The following is a 24,806-nucleotide window of genomic DNA, read 5'->3' as shown; positions in this document are numbered from 1 at the left end:
ACTAACCGCAGCAGCCCGCCCCCGGCAACGTCCGCCTGTTCCGCGCCTCCTTGTTGCGCGCGGCCAGCAACTCGTCCGCCGGATAACCGACTTCCTCCAACGTCAGCCCGTGCGGCCGTACGACATGCACGGCGGAGTCCCGCACCCCGGCGGCGAGCACCTTCCCGGGCCACTCCGGCCCCCGGTGCCCGTCGCCCACGAACAGCAGGGCCCCGATCAGGGACCGCACCATGTTGTGGCAGAAGGCGTCGGCCCGCACGGTCGCCGTGATGATCCCGTCGTCCCCACGCACCAGGCTCAGCTGTTGCAACGTACGAATGGTCGTGGCCCCCTCACGCTTCTTGCAGTAGGCAGCGAAGTCGTGTTCCCCCAGCAACCGCTCGGCGGCCTCGTTCATGGCGTCGACGTCGAGCGGCCAGTCGTGCCACAGGACGTGATTCCGCAGCAGCGGGTCCACTCCCCCGGGGTTGTCGGTGACCCGGTACGCGTAGCGCCGCCAGACGGCCGAGAACCGGGCGTTGAAGCCGCTGGGAGCCTCCCTGAGCGCCCAGACCCGCACATCCCGCGGCAACCGCCCGGCAAGCCGCTTCAGCAGCTTCTCGTGATGCTCACGCCAAACGCCCTCCGGCAGATCGACATGCGCCACCTGCCCCCGGGCATGCACCCCGGCGTCGGTCCGCCCGGCCACGGTCAGCTCGTACGTGTCCCGTGACCGCGTAACGGTCCGCAGAGCATCCTCGATCTCCCCCTGCACGGTCCGCCGCCCCCCGGCCTGCTTGGCCCACCCGGAGAACTCGGTCCCGTCATAGGAGAGGTCAAGACGGACTCGTACACAACCGGGCTCTACTTCGTCACTCACCCCTGGATCCTCTCAACAACGCAGAACGGGCCCGCCCCTAAGGGCGAGCCCGTTCACTTCAAGGCAATGCCTCAGGCGTCCTTGGACTCCTCGGCAGCGTCCTCGACCTCGTCGGCCTTGGTCACATCGACCTTGGTCTCCTCGGCAACCGGCGCAGCCTCGGCGTCCTTCGCGGCACGCTTGGTGGCGGCCTCGGCCTCACCCGTCGCCTGCTGCGCGACCGTCAGCGCCTCCACCAGCTCGATGACAGCCATGGGCGCGTTGTCGCCACGACGGTTACCGATCTTGGTGATACGGGTGTAACCACCCGGACGGTTCTCGTACCGCGGGCCGATCTCGGTGAAGAGCGTGTGGACGACGCTCTTGTCCGTGATGACCTGGAGCACCTGACGGCGGTTGTGAAGGTCGCCCTTCTTCGCCTTGGTGACCAGACGCTCGGCGTACGGCCGCAGGCGGCGGGCCTTCGCCTCGGTGGTGGTGATACGGCCGTGCTCGAAGAGCGACTTCGCGAGGTTCGCGAGGAGCAGCTTCTCGTGCGCGGCGCTGCCGCCCAGACGGGCACCCTTGGTGGGCTTCGGCATTTCTTTCTCCTTCGTCTGCCCCGGCCGTATGAGGTACCGGGGTCAGGAACCCGATGAGCGGATGCTCACCGGCAACGACCGATCAGTACTGCTCGGTCTCCACGAAACCCGCGTCCGCGTCGTCGTCGGCGCCGAAGGCGTCGGCAGCGGCCGTGGGGTCGAATCCGGGCGGGCTGTCCTTGAGGGCCAGGCCCATGCCGGCCAGCTTCGCCTTGACCTCGTCGATGGACTTCGCACCGAAGTTGCGGATGTCCAGCAGGTCGGCCTCGGAGCGGGCGACGAGCTCACCCACGGAGTGGATGCCCTCACGCTTGAGGCAGTTGTACGACCGGACGGTGAGCTCCAGCTCCTCGATCGGCAGCGCGAGATCAGCGGCCAGGGCGGCGTCCGTGGGGGACGGGCCCATGTCGATGCCCTCGGCGTCGATGTTCAGCTCACGCGCGAGACCGAACAGCTCGACCAGCGTCTTGCCGGCCGACGCCATGGCGTCACGGGGACGCATGGCCTGCTTGGTCTCGACGTCGACGATCAGCTTGTCGAAGTCGGTCCGCTGCTCGACACGGGTCGCCTCGACCTTGTACGTGACCTTCAGCACGGGGCTGTAGATGGAGTCGACCGGGATACGGCCGATCTCCTGGCCCACCTGCTTGTTCTGCACGGCGGAGACGTAACCACGGCCACGCTCGACCGTGAGCTCCATCTCCAGCTTGCCCTTGCCGTTGAGCGTGGCGAGGACGAGGTCGGGGTTGTGCACCTCGACACCGGCCGGGGGCGCGATGTCGGCGGCGGTGACCAGACCCGGACCCTGCTTGCGCAGGTACATCACGACCGGCTCGTCGTGCTCCGAGGAGACGACCAGCTGCTTGATGTTGAGGATCAGGTCGGTGACGTCCTCCTTGACGCCCGGCACGGTGGTGAACTCGTGCAGGACACCGTCGATCCGGATGCTGGTGACAGCAGCGCCGGGGATCGACGACAGGAGGGTACGGCGGAGCGAGTTGCCGAGGGTGTAGCCGAAGCCCGGCTCCAGCGGCTCGATCACGAACCGGGAGCGGAACTCGTCGACGACCTCTTCGGTCAGCGAGGGACGCTGAGCGATCAGCATGTTGAGATCCTTCTGTCAGGGGCGCCCGCTATTTGACGCCCTGATTTCCAACAAGGGTACGGGCGGCACAACCCGAAGGAGTCGTACCGCCCGAAAACCTCAGACCAAGCGGCCTGCGTCGAAGATCAGACGCGGCGGCGCTTGGGCGGACGGCAGCCGTTGTGCGGGGTGGGCGTGACGTCCTGGATCGAGCCGACCTCGAGACCGGTCGCCTGCAGCGAACGGATCGCGGTCTCACGACCCGAACCCGGGCCCTTCACGAACACGTCGACCTTGCGCATGCCGTGCTCCTGGGCGCGGCGGGCAGCCGACTCGGCGGCCATCTGCGCGGCGAACGGCGTGGACTTCCGGGAGCCCTTGAAGCCGACGTGGCCGGCGGAGGCCCAGGAGATCACGTTGCCGGACGGGTCCGTGATGGAGACGATCGTGTTGTTGAACGTGCTCTTGATGTGCGCGTGGCCGTGAGCGACGTTCTTCTTTTCCTTGCGGCGCACCTTCTTGGCAGCGCCCTGACGACCCTTGGGGGGCATCTACAAACTCCTACGGGGAGGTGGTCGGTCCTACAGCGAAGACCGCTGATGAAGCGTTGTCCGCTGAGGACTACTTCTTGCCCGGCTTCTTCTTGCCGGCGATGGCGCGACGCGGGCCCTTGCGGGTACGGGCGTTCGTGCTGGTGCGCTGACCGCGGACGGGCAGACCCCGACGGTGGCGGAGACCCTGGTAGCAGCCGATCTCGACCTTGCGGCGGATGTCGGCCTGGATCTCGCGACGGAGGTCACCCTCGGTCTTGATGTTGTTGTCGACGTACTCACGAATCGCGACGAGCTGCTCCTCGGAGAGGTCGCGAACGCGGGTGTTCGGGTCGATGCCGGTCTCGGCCAGCGTCTGCTGGGAGAGCGTCCGGCCGATGCCGAACACGTAAGTCAGGGCGACCTCCACACGCTTTTCGCGCGGGATGTCGACACCGGAAACGCGTGCCATTCAATGGCTCCTGGTGTTCTTCGGAGGTCTGCCGCAGAACCGGTTCCCGGCCGCCGTATCAGGTACGTACCGAGTCCCCGGCCTCCGAGCCGGGGGTGTCGGACCTCAGAGGGTCCGGGTCCTGCGTATGTACACATTCAGCTCGCGTCGCGCGAATCTCTGCGGATGCAGAGGGTGAGGCCTGTTTGCGATTAGCCCTGGCGCTGCTTGTGGCGCGGGTTCTCGCAGATGACCATGACCCGACCGTGACGGCGGATCACCCTGCACTTGTCGCAGATCTTCTTGACGCTCGGCTTGACCTTCATGAGAGTGAGGTTCTCCGAGTCAGAGGGATCTACTTGTATCGGTAGACGATCCGGCCACGGGTCAGGTCGTACGGAGACAGCTCCACCACGACCCGGTCGTCAGGGAGGATGCGGATGTAGTGCATACGCATCTTGCCGCTGATGTGTGCCAGGACCTGGTGGCCGTTCTGGAGCTCGACCTTGAACATGGCGTTCGGAAGAGACTCGACGACAGTGCCCTCGATCTCGATGGCACCTTGCTTCTTGGCCACGCTTCGCCCTTCGAATCGACTACCTTGATCGACTCCCGCACTGCATGCGGACATGCGGGTGCACGAGAGCCGACGAGTCAGTCTACGTCAGCGCACCCGGAAAGACGAATCGAGGAAGAATGCCCCAACGGCGAGATCATTAAGCACAGGACCCTCAGGCAAGCGGATCCGGAGCGGCCACAACCCCGTGCTCGGCCAGCTTCGCCTTGCCTCCGTCGGGCGCCGTGAGCACCAGTGGCCCGGCCTCCGTCAGGGCGACCGAGTGCTCCCAGTGGGAGGACCAGGTGCCGTCCGTCGTGATGACCGTCCAGTCGTCGGAGAGGACCTCGGTCTTCGGGGTGCCCAGGGAGACCATCGGCTCGATCGCGAGGCAGAAGCCGGTGACCAGCTTGGGGCCCTTGCCGCGGCGGCGGTCGACGTAGTTCAGGAGGTGCGGGTCCATGTGCATCTCGGTGCCGATGCCGTGGCCGCCGTAGTCCTCGATGATCCCGTACTTGCCGCCGCCCGGCTTCGGCTGGCGGCGGATGTAGGTCTCGACGGCGCGGGAGACGTCGACCAGGCGGTTGCCCTGCTTCATCGCGGCGATGCCGGCCCACATGGACTCTTCGGTGACGCGGGAGAGCTCCAGCAGCTCCGGAGCGTGGCCGGAGCCGACGAAGGCGGTGTAGGCCGCGTCGCCGTGCCAGCCGTCGATGATCGCGCCGCAGTCGATGGAGATGATGTCGCCGTCCTTCAGGACCACCTCGTCCGAAGGGATGCCGTGGACGACCACCTCGTTGACGGACGTGCAGATCGTGGCCGGGAAGCCGCCGTAGCCCAGGAAGTTCGGCTTGGCGTTGTGCTCGGCGAGCACCTTGCGGGCGACCTCGTCCAGGTCCTTGGTGCTGGCACCGGGCACCGCCGCCTCACGGGTGGCCGCGTGGATCGCGGCCACGACCAGCCCCGCCTCACGCATCTTGGCGATCTGCTCGGGGGTCTTGATCTGCACCATGGGGGCCTGCGCTCTCCGTCACTCACGTCTACCGGTTACCTACACAACAGTACGGCCGTGACGCCCTCGGGGTGTCACGGCCGTACTCGCTGACAGCTACTTGCCGTCGTCCTCGCGCTTGAGCGCCTCCAGGGCGCGCTGCGTGACCTCGTCCACCGGGCCCAGGGAGGAGATCGTGACGACCAGCCCCTGCGCCTTGTAGTAGTCGATGATCGGCTCGGTCTGCGTGTGGTAGACCTCCAGCCGGGTGCGGACGGTCTCCTCGGAGTCGTCGTCCCGCTGGTACAGCTCACCGCCGCAGACGTCGCAGACGCCTTCCTTCTTCGCGGGGCTGTACGTCACGTGGAACACGTGCGAGGAGTCGTTGCGGCAGATGCGCCGGCCGGCGATCCGCTTGACGACCTCCTCCTCGGGGACCTCGAGGTCGAGTACGGCGTCCAGCTTGATGCCCTCGGTCTTCAGCAGCTCGTCGAGCGCCTCGGCCTGCGAGACGTTGCGCGGGAAGCCGTCGAGCAGGAAGCCGTGCTCGGCGTCCGGCTGCTCCATGCGGTCCTTCGCCATCGCGATGGTGACCTCGTCGGGCACGAGGTTGCCCGCGTCCATGTAGGACTTCGCGAGTTTCCCGAGCTCCGTCTGGCGGCTGATGTTGGCGCGGAACAGGTCGCCCGTGGAGATGTGCGGGATCGTGAGCTTCCCGGCGAGGCGGGTGGCCTGAGTGCCCTTCCCAGCACCAGGCGGCCCGACGAGGACGATTCGCATCAGCGGAGGAACCCTTCGTAATTGCGCTGCTGGAGCTGGCTCTCGATCTGCTTCACCGTCTCGAGACCCACACCCACGATGATCAGGATGCTCGTCCCGCCGAAGGGGAAGTTACCGGTTGCCCCGAACCCGACCAACGCCATCGTTGGTACGAGAGCGATCAGACCCAGATACAGCGAACCCGGCCAGGTGATCCGGTTGAGCACGTACGACAGGTACTCAGCGGTCGGTCGGCCAGCCCGGATGCCCGGGATGAAGCCACCATACTTCTTCATGTTGTCGGCGACTTCTTCGGGGTTGAAGGAGATCGCCACATAGAAGAACGCGAAGAAAACGATCAGCAAGAAGTAGCTGACCAGGTAGATCGGGTGGTCGCCCTTGGTCAGGTTCTGCTCGATCCAGCTCTTCCAGCCGGCCGTGCTGCCGGAGAACTGGGCCACCAGCGCCGGGATGTAGAGCAGCGACGACGCGAAGATGACGGGAATCACACCCGCCTGGTTGACCTTCAGCGGGATGTAGGTCGACGTACCGCCGTAGGAACGGCGGCCGATCATCCGCTTCGCGTACTGCACCGGGATCCGGCGCTGGGCCTGCTCGACGAAGACCACCAGGCCGACCATGACCAGGCCGACCGCGATGACGGTGCCGAACTCGATCCAGCCGCCGGCCAGGGTGCCCTGCTTCTTGATGGCCCACAGCGCGGACGGGAAGGTCGCCGCGATGGAGATGAACATGAGGATCGACATGCCGTTGCCGATACCGCGGTCGGTGATGAGCTCGCCGAGCCACATCACGACGGCCGTACCGGCGGTCATGCAGATGACCATGGTGATGGTGGTGAAGATCGCCTGGTCGGGGACGATGCTCGAGGCCACCGTGCAGCCGGAGAAGAGGGCGCCGCTGCGGGCGGTGGCCACCAGGCCGGTGCCCTGCAGGATGGCCAGCGCCACCGTCAGGTAACGGGTGTACTGCGTGATCTTCGCCGTACCGGCCGAGCCCTCCTTCTTGAGGGCTTCCAGGCGCGGGATCACGACGGTCAGCAGCTGCAGGATGATGCTCGCGGTGATGTACGGCATGATGCCGAGCGCGAAGATCGTGATCTGCAGCAGCGCACCACCGCTGAACATGTTGACGAGACCGAAGAGACCCTGGTTGCCGGAGGCCTGGTCCACGCACTCCTGGACGGCCGTGTAGTTGACGCCGGGGATCGGGATGTGGGTACCGACTCGGTACACCACGATGATGCCGAGCGTGAAGAGCAGCTTCTTGCGCAGGTCGGGCGTCCTGAACGCCCGGGCGAACGCGGTGAGCACGGTGCCTCCTGCGACCCCCGCGCAACTGCGTCAAGGGTGACGGTCTTGAGGTTCGACGGATACGAAAAAAGAACAGTGCAGGCTACCTTACCGGCGGCACAGCTCCCCGTGGAACGACCAACCGGGGATACCCCTTTGTGGGATATCCCCGGTCGGGATCGTTCAAGTCATCGAGACGTCCGAGTGGTTCAGACGAGCTCGGTGACGGTGCCGCCGGCGGCGGCGATCTTCTCCTTGGCGGAGCCGGAGACGGCGTCCACCGTCACCTGCAGCGCCACGGAGATCTCGCCCTGGCCGAGGACCTTGACGAGGCTGTTCTTGCGAACGGCACCCTTGGCCACCAGACCCTCGACGGTGACCTCGCCACCCTCGGGGTAGAGCGCGGCCAGCTTGTCGAGGTTCACGACCTGGAACTCGGTCTTGAACGGGTTCTTGAAGCCCTTCAGCTTCGGAAGACGCATGTGGAGGGGCATCTGCCCACCCTCGAAGCGCTCCGGAACCTGGTAGCGGGCCTTCGTGCCCTTGGTACCACGACCGGCCGTCTTACCCTTCGACGCCTCACCACGACCGACACGGGTCTTGGCGGTCTTGGCGCCGGGGGCGGGACGGAGGTTGTGGATCTTGAGCGGGTTGTTCTCCGCCATGATCAGTCGACCTCCTCGACCGACACGAGGTGGCGGACGGTGTGCACCATGCCGCGGAACTCGGGGCGGTCCTCCTTGACGACCTGCGTGTTGATGCCCTTGAGACCAAGGGAACGCAGGGTGTCACGGTGGTTCTGCTTGCTGCCGATGTAGGACTTGACCTGCGTAATCTTGAGCTGCGCCATGATTACGCACCCGCCCCGGCACGCGCACGGAGAAGAGCCGCGGGAGCGACGTCCTCGAGCGGCAGACCACGGCGGGCCGCGATCTCCTCGGGACGCTGCAGACCCTTCAGGGCCTCCACGGTCGCGTGCACGATGTTGATCGCGTTGTCGGAGCCGAGCGACTTCGACAGCACGTCGTGGATACCGGCGCACTCGAGCACGGCACGCACCGGGCCACCGGCGATAACGCCGGTACCGGGGGACGCGGGCTTGAGCAGGACGACGCCGGCAGCCTTCTCACCCTGGATGGGGTGCGGGATGGTGCCCTGGATACGGGGGACCTTGAAGAAGTGCTTCTTGGCCTCCTCAACACCCTTGGCGATGGCGGCCGGCACCTCCTTGGCCTTGCCGTAACCGACACCCACGGTGCCGTCACCGTCGCCCACCACGACCAGCGCGGTGAAGCTGAAGCGACGACCACCCTTCACAACCTTGGCGACACGGTTGATCGCGACGACACGCTCAACGTAAGCGGTCTTCTCGGCGGCGGCTGCGCCACCGTCACGGCCCTTACGGTCCCGCCGCTCGCCGCCACCGGCACCGCCACCGCGGCGCTGGGGTCCAGCCATTGGATTACCTCTCTCTTTCCGCTAGCTACGAGCGGCTCAGAACTTGAGCCCGGCTTCGCGGGCGGCGTCCGCCAGGGCGGCGATGCGCCCGGCGTACTGGTTGCCACCACGGTCGAACACGACAGCCTCGACACCGGCGGCCTTGGCGCGCTCGGCGACCAGGGCGCCGACCTGCTTGGCCTGCGCGGACTTGTCGCCCTCGGCACCGCGGATCGAGGTGTCCAGGGTGGACGCCGACGCCAGGGTGTGACCCTTGATGTCGTCGATCACCTGGGCCACGATGTGGCGGTTCGAGCGGGTAACGACCAGACGCGGACGCTCCGCCGTTCCGTTGATGTTCTTACGGATCCGGATGTGGCGGCGCTTGATCGCGGCGCGCTTGTAGGCGTCGCCCTTGAGGATCTTCTGTCCGTATGCCATGGCTTACTTACCCGCCTTTCCGACCTTGCGGCGGATGACTTCGCCCTCGTACTTGACGCCCTTGGCCTTGTACGGGTCGGGCTTGCGCAGCTTGCGGATGTTGGCCGCAACCTCGCCGACCTTCTGCTTGTCGATGCCCTCGACCGAGAACCGGGTGGGGGCCTCGACCTTGAAGGTGATGCCCTCGGGGGCCTCGACGGTGATCGGGTGGCTGTAGCCGAGAGCGAACTCGAGGTTCGAACCCTTGGCCTGCACGCGGTAACCGACACCGCTGATCTCGAGCTTCTTCACGTAACCCGTGGTCACGCCGGTGATCATGTTCGCCACCAGCGTGCGGGACAGGCCGTGCAGGGCCTTGTTCTGACGCTCGTCGTTGGGGCGGGTGACGTTGAGAACGCCGTCCTCACCCTTGGCGATGTCGATCGGCGCTGCGACGGTGTGGGTCAGCGTGCCCTTGGGGCCCTTGACCGAGACCGTACGGCCGTCGATGGTGACGTCCACGCCGGCGGGAACCGTGATGGGGAGCTTGCCAATACGCGACATAGCTGTTTCCTCCGTTCCCTTCCGCTACCAGACGTAGGCGAGGACTTCCCCACCCACGCCCTTCTTGCCGGCCTGCTTGTCGGTCAGGAGACCGTGCGACGTGGAGATGATCGCCACGCCGAGGCCACCGAGGACCTTGGGCAGGTTGGTGGACTTCGCGTAAACCCGGAGACCGGGCTTGGAGATCCGCTTGATACCCGCGATGGAGCGCTCACGGTTCGGGCCGAACTTCAGCTCGAGAACGAGGTTCTTGCCGACCTCGGCGTCCTCGACCTTCCAGCCCGTGATGAAGCCCTCCTGCTGGAGGATCTCCGCGATGTGAGACTTGATCTTGGACGCCGGCATCGTCACGGAGTCGTGGTACGCCGAGTTCGCGTTCCGCAGACGCGTAAGCATGTCTGCGATCGGATCAGTCATGGTCATGAATTGGCCTTCGGCCTCTCTCGCCGGGGTTTCCAGGTGCCCATCCCTCTCCTCGATCCGAGACGAGGCGGGTGCGGTGCGGTGGACCTACGGCGTAGTAAGTCGTAAGGGCAGTCGTCAGACGCCCAACCCTCCAAGCCTAAGCCATGAAAGGGAGGGCGTCTGACACGCCCATTGCTTACCGAGAGCTTCAGGAATCCCTAAAAGCAGGGATTACCAGGAGCTCTTGGTCACGCCCGGCAGCTCGCCACGGTGAGCCATCTCACGAAGGCACACGCGGCACAGGCCGAACTTGCGGTACACGGAGTGCGGACGGCCGCAGCGCTGGCAGCGGGTGTACGCACGCACACCGAACTTGGGCTTGCGAGCAGCCTTGGCAATCAGAGCCTTCTTCGCCATCTCGCTCACGCCTCCTTGAAGGGGAAGCCGAGGTGACGAAGGAGCGCGCGGCCCTCAGCGTCGTTGGTCGCCGTGGTGACCACGGTGATGTCCATGCCCCGGGTACGGTCGATCTTGTCCTGGTCGATCTCGTGGAACATGACCTGCTCGGTGAGACCGAAGGTGTAGTTGCCACGGCCGTCGAACTGCTTGGGGGACAGACCACGGAAGTCGCGGATGCGCGGGAGCGCGAGCGACAGGGTGCGGTCCAGGAACTCCCACATGCGGTCGCCACGGAGCGTGACGTGGGCACCGATCGGCTGACCCTCACGCAGCTTGAACTGCGCGATGGACTTGCGGGCCTTGGTGACGGCCGGCTTCTGACCGGTGATCGTGGTGAGGTCGCGAATCGCGCCGTCGATCAGCTTGGAGTCGCGGGCGGCGTCGCCCACACCCATGTTGACCACGATCTTGACGAGGCCGGGGATCTGCATGACGTTCTCGTACTTGAACTCGTCACGCAGCTTGCCCGCGATCTCCTCGCGGTACTTCGTCTTGAGACGCGGAGTGGTGGTGGTAGCCATCAGATGTCCTCACCCGTCCGCTTGGCAACGCGGATCTTGTTGCCCTCGTCGTCGAAGCGGTAACCGACACGCGTGACGACCTTGTTGCCGTCCTTCTCAACGACCAGCTGGACGTTGGAGACGTGGATCGGCGCCTCGGTCGTGACGATGCCGCCGGCCTGCGAACCGCGAGCGGTCGGACCGGCCTTGGTGTGCTTCTTGACCCGGTTGACACCCTCGACCAGGACACGCTCGTCGCGCGGGTAAGCGGCAATGACCTTGCCCTGCTTGCCCTTGTCCTTGCCGGTGATGACCTGGACCAGGTCGCCCTTCTTGATCTTCATGCTTACAGCACCTCCGGAGCCAGCGAGATGATCTTCATGAACTTCTTCTCGCGCAGCTCACGCCCGACCGGGCCGAAGATGCGGGTGCCGCGAGGGTCGCCGTCGTTCTTCAGAATGACGGCGGCGTTCTCGTCGAAGCGGATGTACGAGCCGTCCGGACGGCGGCGCTCCTTGACGGTGCGAACGATGACCGCCTTGACGACGTCACCCTTCTTCACGTTGCCACCGGGGATCGCGTCCTTGACGGTGGCGACGATGACGTCACCGATGCCCGCGTAGCGGCGACCGGAGCCACCGAGCACACGGATGCAAAGGATTTCCTTCGCACCAGTGTTGTCGGCGACGCGCAGTCGCGACTCCTGCTGGATCACGTCTATCTCCTGTTTGTCTGCCGGTTCCCGGCAGGGGCCCTATCCCTTACGGGAGTTGAGCCCCTGCCGAGCCTGGCGGAACTGTCCTGCGGGATGACCCCCGCAGGCGTTTACTTTGGAATTCCCTTGCGGGAATTACCTACTTGGCCTTCTCGAGGATCTCGACGACGCGCCACCGCTTCGTGGCGGACAGCGGCCGGGTCTCCGCGAGGAGGACACGGTCGCCGACGCCCGCGGCGTTCTGCTCGTCGTGAGCCTTGAGCTTGTTCGTACGGCGGATGACCTTGCCGTACAGCGCGTGCTTGACGCGGTCCTCGACGGCGACGACGACGGTCTTGTCCATCTTGTCGCTGACGACGAGACCCTCGCGGGTCTTGCGGAAGCCGCGGGCCTCTGCAGTCTGCTCGGTCACGTTGCTCTCACTCATCAGGCGCTCTCCACCGTCTCGATGCCCAGCTCGCGCTCACGCATCAGGGTGTAGATCCGCGCGATGTCCTTACGGACGGCCTTGAGCCGACCGTGGTTCTCGAGCTGACCGGTCGCCGCCTGGAAGCGGAGGTTGAACAGCTCTTCCTTGGCCTCGCGGAGCTTCGCCAGAAGCTCCTCGTTGCCCAGCTCGCGCAGCTCGGACGCCTTGGTACCGGCCGACATCACGCTTCACCTGCCTCGCGCTTGACGATCCGGCACTTCATCGGCAGCTTGTGGGCTGCGCGAGTCAGGGCCTCACGGGCGATCTTCTCGTTGGGGTAGGACAGCTCGAACATGACCCGGCCCGGGTGCACGTTCGCGATCCACCACTCCGGAGAACCCTTACCGGAACCCATGCGGGTCTCGGCGGGCTTCTTCGTGAGCGGGCGGTCCGGGTAGATGTTGATCCAGACCTTGCCGCCACGCTTGATGTGGCGGGTCATCGCGATACGGGCCGCCTCGATCTGGCGGTTGGTCACGTACGCCGGCGTGAGGGCCTGGATGCCGTACTCGCCGAACGCAACCGTCGTACCGCCCTTGGCCTGACCACGGCGCTTCGGGTGGTGCTGCTTGCGGTGCTTGACCCTACGGGGGATCAGCATGACGGTCAGGCCTCCGTTCCGGTGCTCTCAGCCGGAGCGGCGGCGGGAGCCTCGGCCTTGGGGGCCTCGGCGCCGGCAGCCTGCTGCGGCTTGCGACCGCGCCCGCCACGCTCGCCACCACGGCCACCACGGGCCGGGCGGTCGGCGCCACCACGGGCCGGGCGGTTACCCGCACGGGCCGCGGCGTTCTCGGCGCGGACCTCGGCGATGTTCTTGACGTCGCCCTTGTAGATCCAGACCTTCACACCGATGCGGCCGAAGGTCGTCTTGGCCTCGAAGAAGCCGTAGTCCACGTTCGCGCGGAGCGTGTGCAGGGGCACACGGCCCTCGCGGTAGAACTCCGAGCGGGACATCTCGGCGCCGCCGAGGCGACCGCCGCACTGGATCTTGATGCCCTTGGCGCCGGCCTTCATGGCGGACTGCATGCTCTTGCGCATGGCCCGACGGAAGGAGACGCGGGAGGAGAGCTGCTCGGCAACGGCCTGGGCAACCAGCTGAGCGTCGGTCTCGGGGTTCTTGACCTCGAGGATGTTCAGCTGGACCTGCTTGCCCGTGAGCTTCTCGAGGTCACCGCGGATGCGGTCGGCCTCGGCGCCACGGCGGCCGATGACGATGCCCGGACGAGCGGTGTGGATGTCCACCCGCACGCGGTCACGGGTGCGCTCGATCTCAACCTTCGAGATGCCGGCGCGCTCCATGCCGGACGTCATCATCCGACGGATGGCGACGTCTTCCTTGACGTAGTCCTTGTACAGCTTGTCGGCGTACCACCGGGACTTGAAGTCCGTGGTGACACCGAGCCGGAACCCATGCGGGTTAACCTTCTGGCCCATTACCGGGTTCCTTCCTTGCTGCTGACGACCACGGTGATGTGGCTGGTCCGCTTGCGGATCCGGTAGGCACGGCCCTGGGCGCGCGGACGGAACCGCTTCAGGGTCGGACCCTCGTCGACGTACGCCTCGGAGATGAAGAGGCTGTCGGCGTCGGTGTGGTCGTAGTTGTGCGCGGCGTTGGCGATGGCGCTGTCGAGCACCTTGCCGACGGGCACGGAGGCTGCCTGCGGAGCGAATCGCAGAACAGCCTGAGCCTCCGTGGCGTCCATGCCACGGATAAGGTCCACCACGCGGCGGGCCTTCATGGGCGTAACGCGGATGTACCGCGCCTGGGCCCTGGCTTCCATGGTTGTCCCTCTCAGTTACTTACGTGTCTGAATGCGATCCGCTTTAGCGGCGCTTCGACTTCCGGTCGTCCTTGACGTGACCCCGGAAGGTGCGCGTCGGCGAGAACTCGCCGAGCTTGTGGCCGACCATCGACTCGGTGACGAACACCGGGATGTGGGTCTTGCCGTTGTGCACCGCGATCGTGTGGCCGAGCATGGCCGGGACGATCATCGAGCGACGGGACCAGGTCTTGATGACGTTCTTGGTGCCGGCTTCGTTCTGGACTTCCACCTTCTTGATCAGGTGGTCGTCGACGAAGGGCCCCTTCTTGAGACTGCGCGGCATCTAAACCCGCTCCTAGCGCTTCTTGTTCGTCTTGCGGCGGCGGACGATGTACTTGTTCGACGCCTTCTTGGGCGAACGAGTACGACCTTCCTTCTGGCCCCAGGGGCTGACCGGGTGGCGACCACCGGAGGTCTTGCCCTCACCACCACCGTGGGGGTGGTCAACCGGGTTCATCGCCACACCGCGAACGGTCGGGCGCACGCCCAGCCAGCGCTTACGGCCGGCCTTGCCCCAGTTGATGTTGCTCTGCTCGGCGTTGCCGACCTCGCCGACCGTGGCGCGGCAGCGCTGGTCGACCAGGCGGATCTCACCGGACGGCATACGAAGGTGGGCCATCGTGCCCTCCTTCGCGAGCAGCTGCACCGAGGCACCGGCGGAGCGGGCGAACTTGGCGCCACCGCCCGGACGAAGCTCCACGGAGTGGATCGTCGTACCGACCGGGATGTTGCGCAGCGCCAGGTTGTTGCCGGGCTTGATGTCGGCGCCGGGACCGTTCTCGATCCGGTCGCCCTGGTTCAGGCCCTTCGGCGCCAGGATGTAGCGCTTCTCGCCGTCCGCGTAGTGGAGCAGCGCGATGCGCGCCGTGCGGTTGGGGTCGTACTCGATGTGCGCGACCTTCGCCGGCACGCCGTCCTTGTCGTGACGACGGAAGTCGATCACGCGGTAGGCGCGCTTGTGTCCGCCACCCTGGTGGCGAACGGTCACACGACCGGCGTTGTTACGGCCGCCCTTGCTGTGCAGGGGGCGGACCAGCGACTTCTCCGGCGTGGACCGCGTGACCTCGACGAAGTCGGCGACGCTGGAGCCGCGACGGCCCGGCGTAGTCGGCTTGTACTTGCGGATTCCCATTTCTCAGTCCTCGTCCGATATCGGACGATCCGACCCGCTTACGCGGTCGGACCGCCGAAGATGTCGATACGGTCGCCCTCGGCGAGGGTCACGATCGCGCGCTTGGTGGCGGCACGCTGACCGAAGCCGGTCTTGGTGCGCTTGCGCTTGCCGATGCGGTTGATCGTGTTGACCCCGGTGACCTTGACCGAGAAGACCGCCTGGACGGCCTGCTTGATCTGGGTCTTGTTGGCGTTCGGGTCGACGATGAACGTGTACTTGTTCTCGTCCAGGAGCGCGTAGCTCTTCTCCGACACGACCGGCTTCAGCAGGACGTCACGGGGGTCCGTGTACGACTTGCTCAGCGGCGTCTCGACGGTGTTCTTGCCCTCGGCGGCGTGGCGACGCGCCTTGGCGACGCGCGCGGCCTTGGCGGCCTTGGCAGCCTTGGAGGCAATGCTCGGGTGACGCGTAGCCATCAGGCTTCGCTCCCTTCGGTGTCAGCGGCCTTGGGGCCAGACACGAAGGACTCGAAAGCGGCCTGGGTGAAGACCACGTCGTCCGAGACGAGAACGTCGTACGTGTTCAGCTGGCCCGGCTCCAGGATGTGGACCTGGGGCAGGTTGCGGGCGGACAGCCACGCGGCCTCGTCGGCGCGGTCGGCGACCAGGAGCAGGTTCTTGCGCTCCGAGATCTTGCCGAACAGCGTCCGGGCGGCCTTCGTCGACGGGCTCTCGCCCTCGATGACGCCGGAGACGACGTGGATGCGGTTGTGGCGGGCCCGGTCGGTGAGGGCGTGGCGCAGGGCCGCGGCCTTCATCTTCTTCGGGGTCCGCTGCGAGTAGTCACGCGGCTGCGGGCCGTGGACGACGCCACCGCCGGCGAACTGCGGCGCACGGGTCGAACCCTGGCGGGCGCGGCCGGTGCCCTTCTGGCGGTACGGCTTCTTGCCGCCACCACGGACCTCGCCGCGACGCTTGGTCTTGTGCGTGCCCTGACGGGCAGCGGCGTTCTGCGCGACGACGACCTGGTGAAGCAGCGGGATGCTGATCTTCTCCACGCCGAAGATCTCCGCGGGGAGCTCGACGGTTCCGGTCTTCTCGCCGGCAGGCGAAAGGATGTCAACAGTGCTCATCGGTACCTCAGGCCCCCTTGGCCGCGGTGCGGACCAGGACGAGGCCGCCGTTCGGACCGGGGACAGCGCCCTTGATGAGCAGCAGACCCTTCTCCGCGTCAACGGCGTGGACGGTCAGGTTCTGGGTGGTGACCCGCTCGTTGCCCATGCGACCCGCCATGCGGAGGCCCTTGAACACGCGGCCCGGGGTGGCGCAGCCACCGATGGAACCGGGCGAGCGGTGCTTGCGCTGGGTGCCGTGACCGGCGCCGAGGCCCTTGAAGTTGTGACGCTTCATGACACCGGCGAAGCCCTTGCCCTTGCTCTTGCCGGTGACGTCGACCTTCACGCCCGCCTCGAAGACCTCGGCGGAGATCTCCTGGCCGAGGGTGTACTCGGAGGCGTCCGCGGTGCGGATCTCGACGAGGTGACGGCGGGGGGTGACGTCGGCCTTGGCGAAGTGGCCCTTGAGGGGCTTGTTCACCTTGCGCGGGTCGATCTCGCCGAAGGCGATCTGGACCGACTCGTAGCCGTCGACATCGTTCGTACGCACCTGGGTGACGACGTTGGGGCCGGCCTTGACGACGGTGACCGGAACAACGCGGTTGTTCTCGTCCCACACCTGCGTCATGCCGAGCTTCTCGCCCAGGATGCCCTTGATCTGCTTAGCCATTCTCAGATCACCGACCCTTAGAGCTTGATCTCGATGTCGACACCGGCCGGGAGGTCGAGTCGCATCAGAGAGTCAACGGTCTTGGGGGTGGGGTCGAGGATGTCGATCAGGCGCTTGTGCGTGCGCATCTCGAAGTGCTCGCGCGAGTCCTTGTACTTGTGCGGCGACTTGATGACGCAGTACACGTTCTTCTCAGTGGGCAGCGGCACCGGGCCCGCGACCGACGCACCAGTGCGGGTCACCGTCTCGACGATCTTCTTCGCCGAGGAGTCGATGACCTCGTGGTCGTAGGCCTTGAGCCGGATGCGGATCTTCTGTCCCGCCATGGCTACTCAGTAGTCCTGTCTCTTTTACAGCTCTGGAACCCGGTGTTCCCTTGACTTTCGCCGACCCACGCGGTCGGGTGTGTCGCACTCTCACCGACACAGATGTCCCTTGTTCGAACATCCCTGCAGGGAATGAGGTACTCCGGGCGCCTGGCCAGTGCCGCACTGACGCTTCCCGAAAGATTCCCGTACGTCCGTCCCAGCGCTGCCGTGAGGCAGTTAGGACGACGAGTACTGTGGGACTCGCTTTCGGTCCTCCCGGCGGGAGGCGCGCAGCATCAACACTCGACCGAGCAACTCCGACAGTCTGCCATATGGGGCAGGGGGCTGGCCAATCGGGCCGGAGAGAATACCCCGGGAGTGACGCAGGTCAAACACCCCTGACCGCCCACCGGAACAAACCACCCTGGTTCCACCCAAGGGGTACCGATCAGCGACAGCGACGCGTAAGACTCCCCCGCACACGCCTTACACGCGTACAAACGGGGGAAAAAGTGACCGATCTGTTCCGTTTCGTTGCGCTGCGCGCGCCCGCGCGCACCGCACCCGCACATTCCATAGATCTGCAGTCGTCCAGCACGTTCCAGAAGGCTCTGGCGTCGGCCCGGCAGAGCGAGAGCCCGGTCGACGCCGCGCAGCAGGTCGCCGGTCGGTATCTGATCGGGGACTACGGCCCGGGGTTCATCAAGGAGAGCGACGCGATCCCGGACCAGGGGGCCTACGACAAGCTGGCCGCGAGCGCCGCCACGGCGCAGCACGCCGCTGATCTGACCGCCGTGATCAAGTCGGGGTTCGGGAAGACACCGCAGGTCCTGGCCGCCGACGCGGGTTTCAAGCTCTTCGTGCAGAACGTGCACGACACGATCGTCGCCCTCTTCCTGCTGCCGGCCACCCGTTCGCACCCGATCAGCGATCTCGCCCAGCTCACCCGGCTGACGGGGCTGATCATCCGGGTGGCCGCGGCGGACGCCTCGCTGGAGGTCGCCGGTGAGATCCAGCGCTCGCTGAGCGAGTCGCTGGTGCTGCCGACCGCCGTGTTCCCGCTGCGGAGCGGGCTGCCGCAGCCGGTCGGGGTCGGGGATCTGCTCGTCGTGAAGCAGCAGCTCACCCGGTACGAGCCCGGGGATGTCGCCAACATCGAGAACATCCTCAAGGGCGAGAAGCGGGAGAAGCTCACCCACCACAACCTGACCACCGACACGACCGTGGTGACGGAGACCTCGAAGACGACGGAGACGACGACCTCGCTCGACGTGACCGAGCGGTTCGACTTCAAGAACGAGGTGCAGAACACCGTCAGCGAGGACCTGTCGATCAACGGCGGTGTGAACGTCTCCGCGAAGTACGGCGCCGTGGAGATCAACGCGAACGCCAGCGTGGCCTACAAGCTGTCCAAGGAAGAGTCCACCAAGGTCGCGACCGATCACGCGCGGGACGTGACGAACCGGGCGGCGACGAAGGTCACCGAGACCGTGCGGCGGCAGGAGATCGCCCGCACCATCGAGGTGTTCAAGGACCGTGAGCTGCACTCCTTCGAGAACACCGGCCCGGGGAACGCGAACGTCAGCGGCGTCTACCAGTGGGTCAACAAGGTCTACGAGGCACAGACCTTCAACTACGGCAGCCGCCTTATGTTCGACCTCACGGTCCCGGAACCGGCGGCCTTCATCATCGACGCCACCACCGTGAAGGGCGTCAAGGAGACGATCACCCCGCCCGAGCCCTTCGTCGTCGTCAACGACGGCCAGGGCACGGCGCATTGGCGTGCGGTGCAGCCCGACGACCTCGGCCCGGACGGCCTCCTCAAGTCAGGCGTCGTCTCCCGTCCGCTCACGCCCGCCGACGTGTCCGAACTGCCCAACTCACCCACGTACTACGGCACGTTCATGGGCAAGTACGGCGCCCTCGGCGTCAACGCGCCCCTGGAGCCCTTCACCACGGTCACCAAGAGCCTCACCGGCAACAAGGACGACCACGATCACCTGGCGGCCGTAGACGATCTGACGATCCCTCAGGGCTACCAGGCCACCGCGATCACCGCTCAGGGCGCCTTCACCCTCTACGAGGAGGAGGACGGCGACGAGCGGATGTGGGTGTTCGTCGGCAAGCACCGCTTCGAGTGCAAGGGCGCCGGCGACCTGCCGCCCCGCGCCGCGCTGCTGCCCGATCCCGTCACCACGGTGGTCAACGAGCAGGGGAGCATGCCCATCGCCGTGGAGACCCAGCAGGCGCGGGACTTCGCGGTCACGGTCGAGGTGGCGTGCGCGCGGACCGACACCGCGCTGGAGCAGTGGCGGCTCGACACCTACAACTCGCTGCTCAACGCGCACGAGAACCTGGTCAGCGTCTACCAGGACAAGCTCAAGGCGCAGGCGGTGCAGGCGGCCACCACCGTGTCGCTCGGCCGCAACCCGGCCCAGAACAGGCTGATCGAGCGCGCCGAACTCAAGAAGGCGTGCATCTCCCTGCTGTCCGGCACCGATCTCTACGACGCCGACATCGACGACGTCAAGGTGAACTCCACCGCGCCCGCCTTCCCGCGCCCGAACGTGCCGCAGCGCCCGAACCAGAACCTCGTCGGCGACGATCAGGAGGCGTTCATCCGCTTCTTCGAGCAGGCCTTCGAGTGGGAACACATGATGTACGTGTTCTACCCGTACTACTGGGCCCGCCGCGAGACCTGGTACGCCAACGCGCTCGCGGACGACCCCGACCCGCTGTTCGCCGAGTTCCTCAAGGCCGGCGCCGCCCGGGTCGTCGTACCGGTCCGCCCTCAACTCGAAGGCGACGTACGGTACTTCCTCATGGTCGGGCAGATCTGGAACGGCGGGGCCGTGCCCGGTATCACGGACACCGACTACCTTCCGATCACCGAGGAGATCCGCGCCCGCGACGACGCGCCCGGCGGCGAGGTGCCGCAGGGCGATCCCTGGGAGGTCACGCTGCCGACCACCCTCGTCCGGCTCCGGGCGGACGACACGCTGCCGGAGTGGCGCAAGTTCCTGGTCGACGGCCGTGACTTCTGGGTGCCCGGCCGGATCGTGGCCGGCAAGTGGACGCCCGACTTCGGGAAACTCGACAGCCACGGCGACTGGACCCCGCAGTGAAGGGCCGGTGACCCTTCATGACCGCGAACAGCTATGTCTTCTTCGGTACGGAACCGCAGTTCGTCCTCATCGTGGCGGGCATCCACGAGAGCGAGCAGGGCGGCATCGAGGTGGCCCACTGGATCCGGACCAAGCTGGCGGCCCGGACCAAACCAACCCGGTTCGGGGCGGTCGTCATCCCCGACGTCTTTCCCGAACGGGGGCTCCTCGCGCGGGCCGACGAGTGGAAGCGCGGGGACACGGGCAACACCTGGCGGGAGGTCACCCGCCCAGGCAACCCCAATGTGCCCTTTCACCCGTCCCGCCATTTCCCGCCGCCCGGTGAGCCGTTGAGCGCCCTGAAGAAGGGGCTGCTGATCGGCCGGGACGGCGCGCAACTGGTCGAGGGCAAGCTGACGCTGCCTCAACTGCCCGAGATCCGGTACGTCATCCAGTTCATCGAGCAGTACCGGCCGATCAGGATCGTCAGCGTCCACGGCATGCATGCGCGGACCAGGGACGAAGTGAAGGCCGCCAAGGCCCAGACCGGCATGACCGACGAGCAGATCAAGAACTGGGACGGCGTCTCCGCCGTCAAGGGGGTCAACTTCCCGGCCGTCTTCGTCGACCCGAGATACCAACTCGGCAAGGACTGCCCGAAGTTCGACCTGGAGATCTGCAAGTTCGACCCGCTCGTGGACCCGGCCTTCCCGGTGCAGAGCCAGGGCAAGGACGGCAAGGGGACGGACCGGCGCTTCGACTCGGCCCGCACCCCGGAGGGCCGTACGGACGACGCGCTCGCCCTCAAGGCCGCCCAGGCGATCGCCAAGCTGGACCCGACGCTCGTACGCGGCAATCACGTGGACGAAGCCATACCCGTCGTCCACTACGCCAAGGAACCCGGTACGCCCTCCGCCTTCTCCCTCGGCGACTGGGGGCCCGTCGAAGTCCCCGCCTCGAAGGGCTACGGCGCGCGCCCCGGCGCCCCCGTGTTCACCGTCGAGGTCAGCACCAACCAGCAGAGCTGGGCCTTCCTCGACGGGGTCCAGATGATGTCCGAGGGCGGGAAGCCCCTGCCCCTGCCCCAGACACCGGAGGAACGGGCGAACAAGGCCGCCCCACGGATCTTCCTGCCGACTCAGGAGTTCGCCAACAAGAAGTTCAGCCAGACACGGTCCCAACAGCTCCAGGCGTACGCCCAGGGCATCATCGACACCATCCTGGAAGTGCCCTGACACACAGGGGTCACTGAGGCGGCGGGCGGCGGAGCCGGTCGCGCAGCGGGTCGGCCTCCGGCAGGCCCAGCTCGTCGAAGACGGCCAGCGCCCGCGTCCAGGCGCCGCGTGCCGCCTCCGGTTCCCCCGCGGCCTCGAGGGTGTCGCCCAGGTAGGCCAGGCCGATCGCCTCGCTGCGCAGGTCCCCGGTCTTCCGGAACAACCGCAGCGCCTGCTCGTAGCAGTCCACCGCCTCCGTGAACCGCCCCAGCAGGCGGTGGACATAGCCGAGGCTGTCCCAGGTGTGCGCCTCACCGTTGAGATCCCCGATCTCCTGTACGGCCGCGAGCGCCTGCCGGCAGGAGGCGAGCGCCTCCCGGTGGTCGCCGAGTTTGGCGAGATACCAGCCGATCTCGTTCAGGGCGATGGCCTGGCCGCCGCGGTCGTGCGCGGCGCGGAAGTGGTCGAGGCTCAGCCGGGCGTGCTCCAGCGCCTCCGGGTGGTCACCCCGCGCCGAGGCCGCGATGGCCAGGTTCTGGCGGATCCGGGCCTGTCCGGCGTGGTTGCCCAGCTCCTGGAACAGGCCGAGGCCCAGCAGATAGTGCTCACGGCTGCGGTCGGGGCTGCCCAGCCGGTGCCGGGCGAGCCCCAGACCGCGGTGGGCGTTGGCCTGACCGGCCTTGTCGTGGCTCCGCCGGGCGCTGTCCAGGGCGGTGGTGTGCGCGTCGGCCAGCGCCTGCCAGTGCCCCTGCCGTTCCAGGAAGGTGCCGAGCGTGGTGGCGAGCTGCCAGGTGTGGGTCTCGAAACCGGGCTGTCCGTGCTGCACCACGGACAGCAGCACCGAGTACTCGGCGGCGAACCAGGCCAGCGCCTCGTCGGGCCCGGTGGGCCGTCCCGGCAGGGCGCCGGGCAGCGCCGGGGCGAGCGTCATCGGGTCCCGCCGCCGGGTCAGCAGCGCGTCCGCGGCATAGGCCGTGTGCAGATAGTGGTCGAGCAGCCGGTGTACGGCGGTGTGCCGGGTTTCCTCGCTGTCGTGGACGGCGGTCAGTTCGGCCGCGTACGCGCGCAGCAGGTCGTGGAAGGTGTACCGGCCGGGCCGGTGCTCGGTGACCAGCTGCGCTTCGGTGAGTTCGGCGAGCAGGGTCCGGGCCTCGGGGGCGGTGACCCCGGCGAGGGCCGCCGCGGCCGGCAGGGCGGTGTCGGGTCCGGGGTGCAGGCCCAGCAGCCGGAACAGCCGGGCGGCCGCCGGGCTCAGCATCCGGTACGACCACTGGAACACCGACCGCACTCCGGTGAGCGAGTCGCCGCCGTCGAGCGGGTCCAGTCGGCGGTCGGCCGTCCGCAGCTCCTCCGCGAGCCCGGCGAGCGGCAGTCCGGGCCGGCCGGCGGCACGAGCGGCCACGACCGCGAGGGCCAGCGGCAGCCCCGCGCACTGCACGACGATCTCGTCCACGGCCGCGGGCTCGGCGGCCATCCGTACGACCCCGAGCCGCCCGGCCAGCAGAGCGCGGGCCTCGGCCGGGGTGAGCAGGTCGACGGGGAGCAGATGCGCGCCCTCGGTGGCGGCCAGTCCGGTGAGCCGGTTGCGGCTGGTGACGAGCGCCAGACAGCCGGGCGCCCCGGGCAGCAGTGGGCGCACGTGGTCCGCGTCCCGCGCGTTGTCGAGCACGATCAGCACCCGCCGGCCGGCCAGCAGACTGCGGTAGAGCGCCGCCTGGGCGTCGAGGCCGCGCGGCACCCGGTCCGCGGGCACCCCGAAGGCGTCGAGGAACCCCCGGATCGCCTCGCCCGCGCCCATCGCGGCGCGGCCCGGGTCGAACCCCCGCAGGTTCACATAGACCTGCCCGTCCGGAAACTCCGCCCGCACCTGTCGCGCCCAGTGCACGGCGAGCGCGGTCTTGCCCACGCCGGCGGTGCCGGAGAGAGCCGAGATGACAACGGCCGTCGGCTGCCGCTCGACCTCGGCGAGGAGATCGTGGAGCCGTGCGAGCTCTTCGACACGACCGGTGAAGTCGCCGACGCTCATGGGGAGTTGAGCCGGGATGTCATGCGAGGGCCACGGCGGCGCTCCGGTGCCGGAACGCCTCTCGCCGGACGCCGCGGGGGCGGCCGGGGCCGGGAGGCGAACGGCGGCGGCCTCGGCCGGTGGCACGACGGCGGCCGGCACCGGCGGGACAGGCGGCGCGGCGGAGACCTCGGGCGAGGGCCCGGCAGCGGTCGCCGCCGCGGACGGTGTGGAGGGAGCCAGGTGTGCCCGCCGAACGGAGGCGGCCGAGGGCGACAGGGCGGGTTCCGTCGTACGCGGCGCACCGACCAGGCTCCCCGCACCACCGGGGACGTACGTCCCGGACAGGCCGACGCCCCCTCCGAAACGCCGCCCCTCCTCGACCGGCCGCCCGGTCCCGACCGGATCCCCGGGGGCAGTCGTGCGCCCGCCTCCGCCGAATCTCCGCCCCCGCAGGATCGCCGTGTGCGTCCCGCCGAGCCGTTCTCCCGGATCCGCCCCCAGCTCCTCCACCAGCCGCTCCCTGATCTCCGCGAAGCAGCGCAGCGCCCCCGCGTTGTCCCCCACCGCGTGCAGTGCCCTCATCAGCACCTCGGCCAGGGGCTCCGCCAGGGGGTACTCCCCCAGCAGTTCGGTCAGCGGCTGTACGACGGCGGCCGGTTCGCCCGCACGGAGCTCCGCCTCGGCCAGCAGAACGGCCGCGTCGACACGTCGGCGGTGCCATGCCTGCCGTACCCGCTCGGCCCACGGTCCGTCCATCCCGGTCAGCGGCTCGCCGCGCCACAGGGCGAGCGCCTCCCGCAGCAGCGACACCTGTGCGCCGACGGGCTGTCCGGGCCGCCGGGCCAGCTTGTCCAGTCGGCGGAACCGGTGCAGATCAACCTGATCCGGGCCCGCCTCCAGCTGATAGCCGCCGGAGCGCCGCAGCAGCCGTAAAGGCTCCTCGCCGGCATCGCCCGTCCGCTCGCACACCCGCCGGATCCTGGCGATATGGGCGTACAGGGCCCGCCGCGCGCCGGGCGGCGGACCGGCACCCCAGATCCTCTCGGTCAGTACGTCGACCGGGACCGGCCGACCGGCGTCCACCGCGAGAGCGGCCACCACGGTACGGCGCTGCGGCGGCCCGAGCTCCTCGATGCGCCCCCGCAGCTCAAGCTCGACCGGTCCCAACAGCCGTAACTGAACCAAGAGTTCCACCCCCCAGGCACATTTTCTTCACAGAATGCCCGTAGGAGAACGCGGCGCGACAAGCTTTCGGCAACATCCCGCCCCAGATCCGCCCCCCACCCTGGTCGGGCGCCTCCCGCCACGGGGGAGCGGGAGGCGCACCCGCGTCACCACCACACGTGACCGCCGCGGGG

At 67.5% G+C, this 24,806-nt stretch carries 34 protein-coding genes; 2 read left to right on the top strand and 32 right to left on the bottom strand.

The window, feature by feature from the left end:
* Position 1 precedes the first annotated feature (1 nt).
* The 31 genes from truA to rpsJ form a co-directional block, all read right to left on the bottom strand.
* Positions 2 to 859, bottom strand: a complete 858-nt coding sequence (gene truA / locus ACQEWB_RS28885; protein WP_432835974.1) for a tRNA pseudouridine(38-40) synthase TruA — start codon at positions 857 to 859, stop codon at positions 2 to 4.
* A gap of 71 nt (positions 860 to 930) precedes the next feature.
* Positions 931 to 1,440, bottom strand: a complete 510-nt coding sequence (gene rplQ, locus ACQEWB_RS28880; protein WP_432835972.1) for a 50S ribosomal protein L17 — start codon at positions 1,438 to 1,440, stop codon at positions 931 to 933.
* 82 nt (positions 1,441 to 1,522) lie between these two features.
* Positions 1,523 to 2,545 (bottom strand): DNA-directed RNA polymerase subunit alpha, encoded by a 1,023-nt coding sequence (locus ACQEWB_RS28875; protein WP_003966937.1) that lies wholly within the window; start codon positions 2,543 to 2,545, stop codon positions 1,523 to 1,525.
* Between the two features lie 125 nt (positions 2,546 to 2,670).
* Entirely contained in the window at positions 2,671 to 3,075 is a 405-nt protein-coding gene (rpsK, locus tag ACQEWB_RS28870) for a 30S ribosomal protein S11 (protein ID WP_003956432.1), read from the bottom strand.
* Positions 3,076 to 3,145: 70 nt separating this feature from the next.
* Positions 3,146 to 3,526 (bottom strand): 30S ribosomal protein S13, encoded by a 381-nt coding sequence (gene rpsM / locus ACQEWB_RS28865; protein WP_020135802.1) that lies wholly within the window; start codon positions 3,524 to 3,526, stop codon positions 3,146 to 3,148.
* 191 nt (positions 3,527 to 3,717) lie between these two features.
* Positions 3,718 to 3,831 (bottom strand): 50S ribosomal protein L36, encoded by a 114-nt coding sequence (rpmJ, locus tag ACQEWB_RS28860; protein ID WP_003998809.1) that lies wholly within the window; start codon positions 3,829 to 3,831, stop codon positions 3,718 to 3,720.
* 29 nt (positions 3,832 to 3,860) lie between these two features.
* Entirely contained in the window at positions 3,861 to 4,082 is a 222-nt protein-coding gene (infA, locus tag ACQEWB_RS28855; protein ID WP_003948620.1) for a translation initiation factor IF-1, read from the bottom strand.
* Between the two features lie 154 nt (positions 4,083 to 4,236).
* The gene (gene map, locus ACQEWB_RS28850; RefSeq protein ID WP_432835966.1) at positions 4,237 to 5,073 is read right to left on the bottom strand and encodes a type I methionyl aminopeptidase; all 837 of its coding nucleotides are present in this window, start codon (positions 5,071 to 5,073) and stop codon (positions 4,237 to 4,239) included.
* A 96-nt stretch (positions 5,074 to 5,169) separates the two neighbouring features.
* Positions 5,170 to 5,832, bottom strand: a complete 663-nt coding sequence (locus ACQEWB_RS28845) for an adenylate kinase (RefSeq protein ID WP_432835964.1) — start codon at positions 5,830 to 5,832, stop codon at positions 5,170 to 5,172.
* Entirely contained in the window at positions 5,832 to 7,145 is a 1,314-nt protein-coding gene (gene secY / locus ACQEWB_RS28840) for a preprotein translocase subunit SecY (RefSeq protein ID WP_432835962.1), read from the bottom strand. The genes ACQEWB_RS28845 and secY overlap by 1 nt, the downstream gene beginning before the upstream one ends.
* 188 nt (positions 7,146 to 7,333) lie before the next feature.
* Positions 7,334 to 7,789 (bottom strand): 50S ribosomal protein L15, encoded by a 456-nt coding sequence (gene rplO, locus ACQEWB_RS28835; RefSeq protein WP_432835960.1) that lies wholly within the window; start codon positions 7,787 to 7,789, stop codon positions 7,334 to 7,336.
* A 2-nt stretch (positions 7,790 to 7,791) separates the two neighbouring features.
* Entirely contained in the window at positions 7,792 to 7,974 is a 183-nt protein-coding gene (gene rpmD, locus ACQEWB_RS28830) for a 50S ribosomal protein L30 (protein WP_006140898.1), read from the bottom strand.
* A gap of 2 nt (positions 7,975 to 7,976) precedes the next feature.
* Complete coding sequence (rpsE, locus tag ACQEWB_RS28825) at positions 7,977 to 8,582, bottom strand: 30S ribosomal protein S5 (protein WP_009190144.1); 606 nt, start codon at positions 8,580 to 8,582, stop codon at positions 7,977 to 7,979.
* Between the two features lie 36 nt (positions 8,583 to 8,618).
* Positions 8,619 to 9,002, bottom strand: a complete 384-nt coding sequence (rplR, locus tag ACQEWB_RS28820) for a 50S ribosomal protein L18 (RefSeq protein WP_432835957.1) — start codon at positions 9,000 to 9,002, stop codon at positions 8,619 to 8,621.
* 3 nt (positions 9,003 to 9,005) lie between these two features.
* Positions 9,006 to 9,545 carry a 50S ribosomal protein L6 gene (gene rplF / locus ACQEWB_RS28815; RefSeq protein WP_432835955.1) on the bottom strand — a complete coding sequence of 180 codons (540 nt, stop codon included), beginning with the start codon at positions 9,543 to 9,545 and terminating at the stop codon, positions 9,006 to 9,008.
* Between the two features lie 24 nt (positions 9,546 to 9,569).
* Entirely contained in the window at positions 9,570 to 9,968 is a 399-nt protein-coding gene (gene rpsH, locus ACQEWB_RS28810; protein ID WP_007384075.1) for a 30S ribosomal protein S8, read from the bottom strand.
* Between the two features lie 213 nt (positions 9,969 to 10,181).
* Positions 10,182 to 10,367, bottom strand: coding sequence for a type Z 30S ribosomal protein S14 (locus ACQEWB_RS28805; RefSeq protein ID WP_003956452.1), 186 nt, complete (start codon positions 10,365 to 10,367; stop codon positions 10,182 to 10,184).
* 5 nt (positions 10,368 to 10,372) lie between these two features.
* Positions 10,373 to 10,930: a 50S ribosomal protein L5 gene (rplE, locus tag ACQEWB_RS28800; RefSeq protein WP_007384074.1), complete on the bottom strand. Its 558-nt coding sequence runs from the start codon at positions 10,928 to 10,930 to the stop codon at positions 10,373 to 10,375.
* A complete protein-coding gene (gene rplX / locus ACQEWB_RS28795; protein WP_053674523.1) occupies positions 10,930 to 11,253 on the bottom strand; it encodes a 50S ribosomal protein L24 in 324 nt (107 codons plus the stop codon). Before rplX ends, rplE begins: the two co-directional genes overlap by 1 nt.
* Before the next feature lie 2 nt (positions 11,254 to 11,255).
* Entirely contained in the window at positions 11,256 to 11,624 is a 369-nt protein-coding gene (rplN, locus tag ACQEWB_RS28790) for a 50S ribosomal protein L14 (RefSeq protein WP_003998823.1), read from the bottom strand.
* A gap of 139 nt (positions 11,625 to 11,763) precedes the next feature.
* The gene (gene rpsQ / locus ACQEWB_RS28785; protein WP_007384073.1) at positions 11,764 to 12,051 is read right to left on the bottom strand and encodes a 30S ribosomal protein S17; all 288 of its coding nucleotides are present in this window, start codon (positions 12,049 to 12,051) and stop codon (positions 11,764 to 11,766) included.
* Positions 12,051 to 12,275 carry a 50S ribosomal protein L29 gene (gene rpmC / locus ACQEWB_RS28780; RefSeq protein ID WP_003974259.1) on the bottom strand — a complete coding sequence of 75 codons (225 nt, stop codon included), beginning with the start codon at positions 12,273 to 12,275 and terminating at the stop codon, positions 12,051 to 12,053. The genes rpsQ and rpmC overlap by 1 nt, the downstream gene beginning before the upstream one ends.
* Complete coding sequence (rplP, locus tag ACQEWB_RS28775) at positions 12,275 to 12,694, bottom strand: 50S ribosomal protein L16 (RefSeq protein ID WP_004927269.1); 420 nt, start codon at positions 12,692 to 12,694, stop codon at positions 12,275 to 12,277. The genes rpmC and rplP overlap by 1 nt, the downstream gene beginning before the upstream one ends.
* Before the next feature lie 5 nt (positions 12,695 to 12,699).
* A complete protein-coding gene (gene rpsC / locus ACQEWB_RS28770; protein ID WP_030839666.1) occupies positions 12,700 to 13,527 on the bottom strand; it encodes a 30S ribosomal protein S3 in 828 nt (275 codons plus the stop codon).
* Complete coding sequence (gene rplV / locus ACQEWB_RS28765) at positions 13,527 to 13,874, bottom strand: 50S ribosomal protein L22 (RefSeq protein WP_003974262.1); 348 nt, start codon at positions 13,872 to 13,874, stop codon at positions 13,527 to 13,529. Before rplV ends, rpsC begins: the two co-directional genes overlap by 1 nt.
* Positions 13,875 to 13,917: 43 nt before the next feature.
* Positions 13,918 to 14,199, bottom strand: a complete 282-nt coding sequence (rpsS, locus tag ACQEWB_RS28760; RefSeq protein WP_016434625.1) for a 30S ribosomal protein S19 — start codon at positions 14,197 to 14,199, stop codon at positions 13,918 to 13,920.
* A 12-nt stretch (positions 14,200 to 14,211) separates the two neighbouring features.
* Positions 14,212 to 15,048, bottom strand: a complete 837-nt coding sequence (rplB, locus tag ACQEWB_RS28755) for a 50S ribosomal protein L2 (RefSeq protein ID WP_432835949.1) — start codon at positions 15,046 to 15,048, stop codon at positions 14,212 to 14,214.
* A gap of 38 nt (positions 15,049 to 15,086) precedes the next feature.
* Positions 15,087 to 15,506: a 50S ribosomal protein L23 gene (gene rplW, locus ACQEWB_RS28750; RefSeq protein WP_432835947.1), complete on the bottom strand. Its 420-nt coding sequence runs from the start codon at positions 15,504 to 15,506 to the stop codon at positions 15,087 to 15,089.
* Positions 15,506 to 16,162: a 50S ribosomal protein L4 gene (rplD, locus tag ACQEWB_RS28745; protein WP_432835945.1), complete on the bottom strand. Its 657-nt coding sequence runs from the start codon at positions 16,160 to 16,162 to the stop codon at positions 15,506 to 15,508. The genes rplW and rplD overlap by 1 nt, the downstream gene beginning before the upstream one ends.
* Before the next feature lie 7 nt (positions 16,163 to 16,169).
* A complete protein-coding gene (rplC, locus tag ACQEWB_RS28740) occupies positions 16,170 to 16,814 on the bottom strand; it encodes a 50S ribosomal protein L3 (protein WP_005481233.1) in 645 nt (214 codons plus the stop codon).
* A gap of 17 nt (positions 16,815 to 16,831) precedes the next feature.
* Positions 16,832 to 17,140, bottom strand: a complete 309-nt coding sequence (gene rpsJ / locus ACQEWB_RS28735) for a 30S ribosomal protein S10 (protein ID WP_003948644.1) — start codon at positions 17,138 to 17,140, stop codon at positions 16,832 to 16,834.
* 494 nt (positions 17,141 to 17,634) lie between these two features.
* On the opposite strand from rpsJ, the gene ACQEWB_RS28730 reads away from it, so the two are divergent.
* Positions 17,635 to 20,247: a hypothetical protein gene (locus ACQEWB_RS28730; protein WP_432835941.1), complete on the top strand. Its 2,613-nt coding sequence runs from the start codon at positions 17,635 to 17,637 to the stop codon at positions 20,245 to 20,247.
* Between the two features lie 17 nt (positions 20,248 to 20,264).
* Positions 20,265 to 21,461 carry a hypothetical protein gene (locus tag ACQEWB_RS28725; RefSeq protein WP_432835939.1) on the top strand — a complete coding sequence of 399 codons (1,197 nt, stop codon included), beginning with the start codon at positions 20,265 to 20,267 and terminating at the stop codon, positions 21,459 to 21,461.
* A gap of 10 nt (positions 21,462 to 21,471) precedes the next feature.
* Here the strand turns inward: ACQEWB_RS28725 and ACQEWB_RS28720 are convergent, their stop codons facing one another.
* Positions 21,472 to 24,642, bottom strand: a complete 3,171-nt coding sequence (locus ACQEWB_RS28720) for an AfsR/SARP family transcriptional regulator (protein ID WP_432835937.1) — start codon at positions 24,640 to 24,642, stop codon at positions 21,472 to 21,474.
* Positions 24,643 to 24,806 lie beyond the last annotated feature (164 nt).

Source organism: Streptomyces sp. CA-249302 (assembly GCF_050936785.1).
Lineage (GTDB): Bacteria > Actinomycetota > Actinomycetes > Streptomycetales > Streptomycetaceae > Streptomyces.
The sequence above is the reverse complement of the archived record's forward strand: the minus strand, read 5'-3'. Positions and strand labels throughout refer to the sequence as shown.

What these genes read in the sequence shown, in the direction of transcription:
- rplQ (WP_432835972.1), bottom strand. Translation starts at nt 1,440, where the DNA reads ATGCCGAAGCCCACCAAGGGTGCCCGTCTGGGCGGCAGCGCCGCGCAC.
- ACQEWB_RS28875 (WP_003966937.1), bottom strand. Translation starts at nt 2,545, where the DNA reads ATGCTGATCGCTCAGCGTCCCTCGCTGACCGAAGAGGTCGTCGACGAG.
- rpsK (WP_003956432.1), bottom strand. Translation starts at nt 3,075, where the DNA reads ATGCCCCCCAAGGGTCGTCAGGGCGCTGCCAAGAAGGTGCGCCGCAAG.
- rpsM (WP_020135802.1), bottom strand. Translation starts at nt 3,526, where the DNA reads ATGGCACGCGTTTCCGGTGTCGACATCCCGCGCGAAAAGCGTGTGGAG.
- rpmJ (WP_003998809.1), bottom strand. Translation starts at nt 3,831, where the DNA reads ATGAAGGTCAAGCCGAGCGTCAAGAAGATCTGCGACAAGTGCAGGGTG.
- map (WP_432835966.1), bottom strand. Translation starts at nt 5,073, where the DNA reads ATGGTGCAGATCAAGACCCCCGAGCAGATCGCCAAGATGCGTGAGGCG.
- ACQEWB_RS28845 (WP_432835964.1), bottom strand. Translation starts at nt 5,832, where the DNA reads ATGCGAATCGTCCTCGTCGGGCCGCCTGGTGCTGGGAAGGGCACTCAG.
- rplO (WP_432835960.1), bottom strand. Translation starts at nt 7,789, where the DNA reads ATGGCGGAGAACAACCCGCTCAAGATCCACAACCTCCGTCCCGCCCCC.
- rpmD (WP_006140898.1), bottom strand. Translation starts at nt 7,974, where the DNA reads ATGGCGCAGCTCAAGATTACGCAGGTCAAGTCCTACATCGGCAGCAAG.
- rpsE (WP_009190144.1), bottom strand. Translation starts at nt 8,582, where the DNA reads ATGGCTGGACCCCAGCGCCGCGGTGGCGGTGCCGGTGGCGGCGAGCGG.
- rplR (WP_432835957.1), bottom strand. Translation starts at nt 9,002, where the DNA reads ATGGCATACGGACAGAAGATCCTCAAGGGCGACGCCTACAAGCGCGCC.
- rplF (WP_432835955.1), bottom strand. Translation starts at nt 9,545, where the DNA reads ATGTCGCGTATTGGCAAGCTCCCCATCACGGTTCCCGCCGGCGTGGAC.
- rpsH (WP_007384075.1), bottom strand. Translation starts at nt 9,968, where the DNA reads ATGACCATGACTGATCCGATCGCAGACATGCTTACGCGTCTGCGGAAC.
- ACQEWB_RS28805 (WP_003956452.1), bottom strand. Translation starts at nt 10,367, where the DNA reads ATGGCGAAGAAGGCTCTGATTGCCAAGGCTGCTCGCAAGCCCAAGTTC.
- rplE (WP_007384074.1), bottom strand. Translation starts at nt 10,930, where the DNA reads ATGGCTACCACCACCACTCCGCGTCTCAAGACGAAGTACCGCGAGGAG.
- rplX (WP_053674523.1), bottom strand. Translation starts at nt 11,253, where the DNA reads ATGAAGATCAAGAAGGGCGACCTGGTCCAGGTCATCACCGGCAAGGAC.
- rpsQ (WP_007384073.1), bottom strand. Translation starts at nt 12,051, where the DNA reads ATGAGTGAGAGCAACGTGACCGAGCAGACTGCAGAGGCCCGCGGCTTC.
- rpmC (WP_003974259.1), bottom strand. Translation starts at nt 12,275, where the DNA reads ATGTCGGCCGGTACCAAGGCGTCCGAGCTGCGCGAGCTGGGCAACGAG.
- rplP (WP_004927269.1), bottom strand. Translation starts at nt 12,694, where the DNA reads ATGCTGATCCCCCGTAGGGTCAAGCACCGCAAGCAGCACCACCCGAAG.
- rpsC (WP_030839666.1), bottom strand. Translation starts at nt 13,527, where the DNA reads ATGGGCCAGAAGGTTAACCCGCATGGGTTCCGGCTCGGTGTCACCACG.
- rplV (WP_003974262.1), bottom strand. Translation starts at nt 13,874, where the DNA reads ATGGAAGCCAGGGCCCAGGCGCGGTACATCCGCGTTACGCCCATGAAG.
- rpsS (WP_016434625.1), bottom strand. Translation starts at nt 14,199, where the DNA reads ATGCCGCGCAGTCTCAAGAAGGGGCCCTTCGTCGACGACCACCTGATC.
- rplB (WP_432835949.1), bottom strand. Translation starts at nt 15,048, where the DNA reads ATGGGAATCCGCAAGTACAAGCCGACTACGCCGGGCCGTCGCGGCTCC.
- rplW (WP_432835947.1), bottom strand. Translation starts at nt 15,506, where the DNA reads ATGGCTACGCGTCACCCGAGCATTGCCTCCAAGGCTGCCAAGGCCGCC.
- rplD (WP_432835945.1), bottom strand. Translation starts at nt 16,162, where the DNA reads ATGAGCACTGTTGACATCCTTTCGCCTGCCGGCGAGAAGACCGGAACC.
- rplC (WP_005481233.1), bottom strand. Translation starts at nt 16,814, where the DNA reads ATGGCTAAGCAGATCAAGGGCATCCTGGGCGAGAAGCTCGGCATGACG.
- rpsJ (WP_003948644.1), bottom strand. Translation starts at nt 17,140, where the DNA reads ATGGCGGGACAGAAGATCCGCATCCGGCTCAAGGCCTACGACCACGAG.
- ACQEWB_RS28725 (WP_432835939.1), top strand. Translation starts at nt 20,265, where the DNA reads ATGACCGCGAACAGCTATGTCTTCTTCGGTACGGAACCGCAGTTCGTC.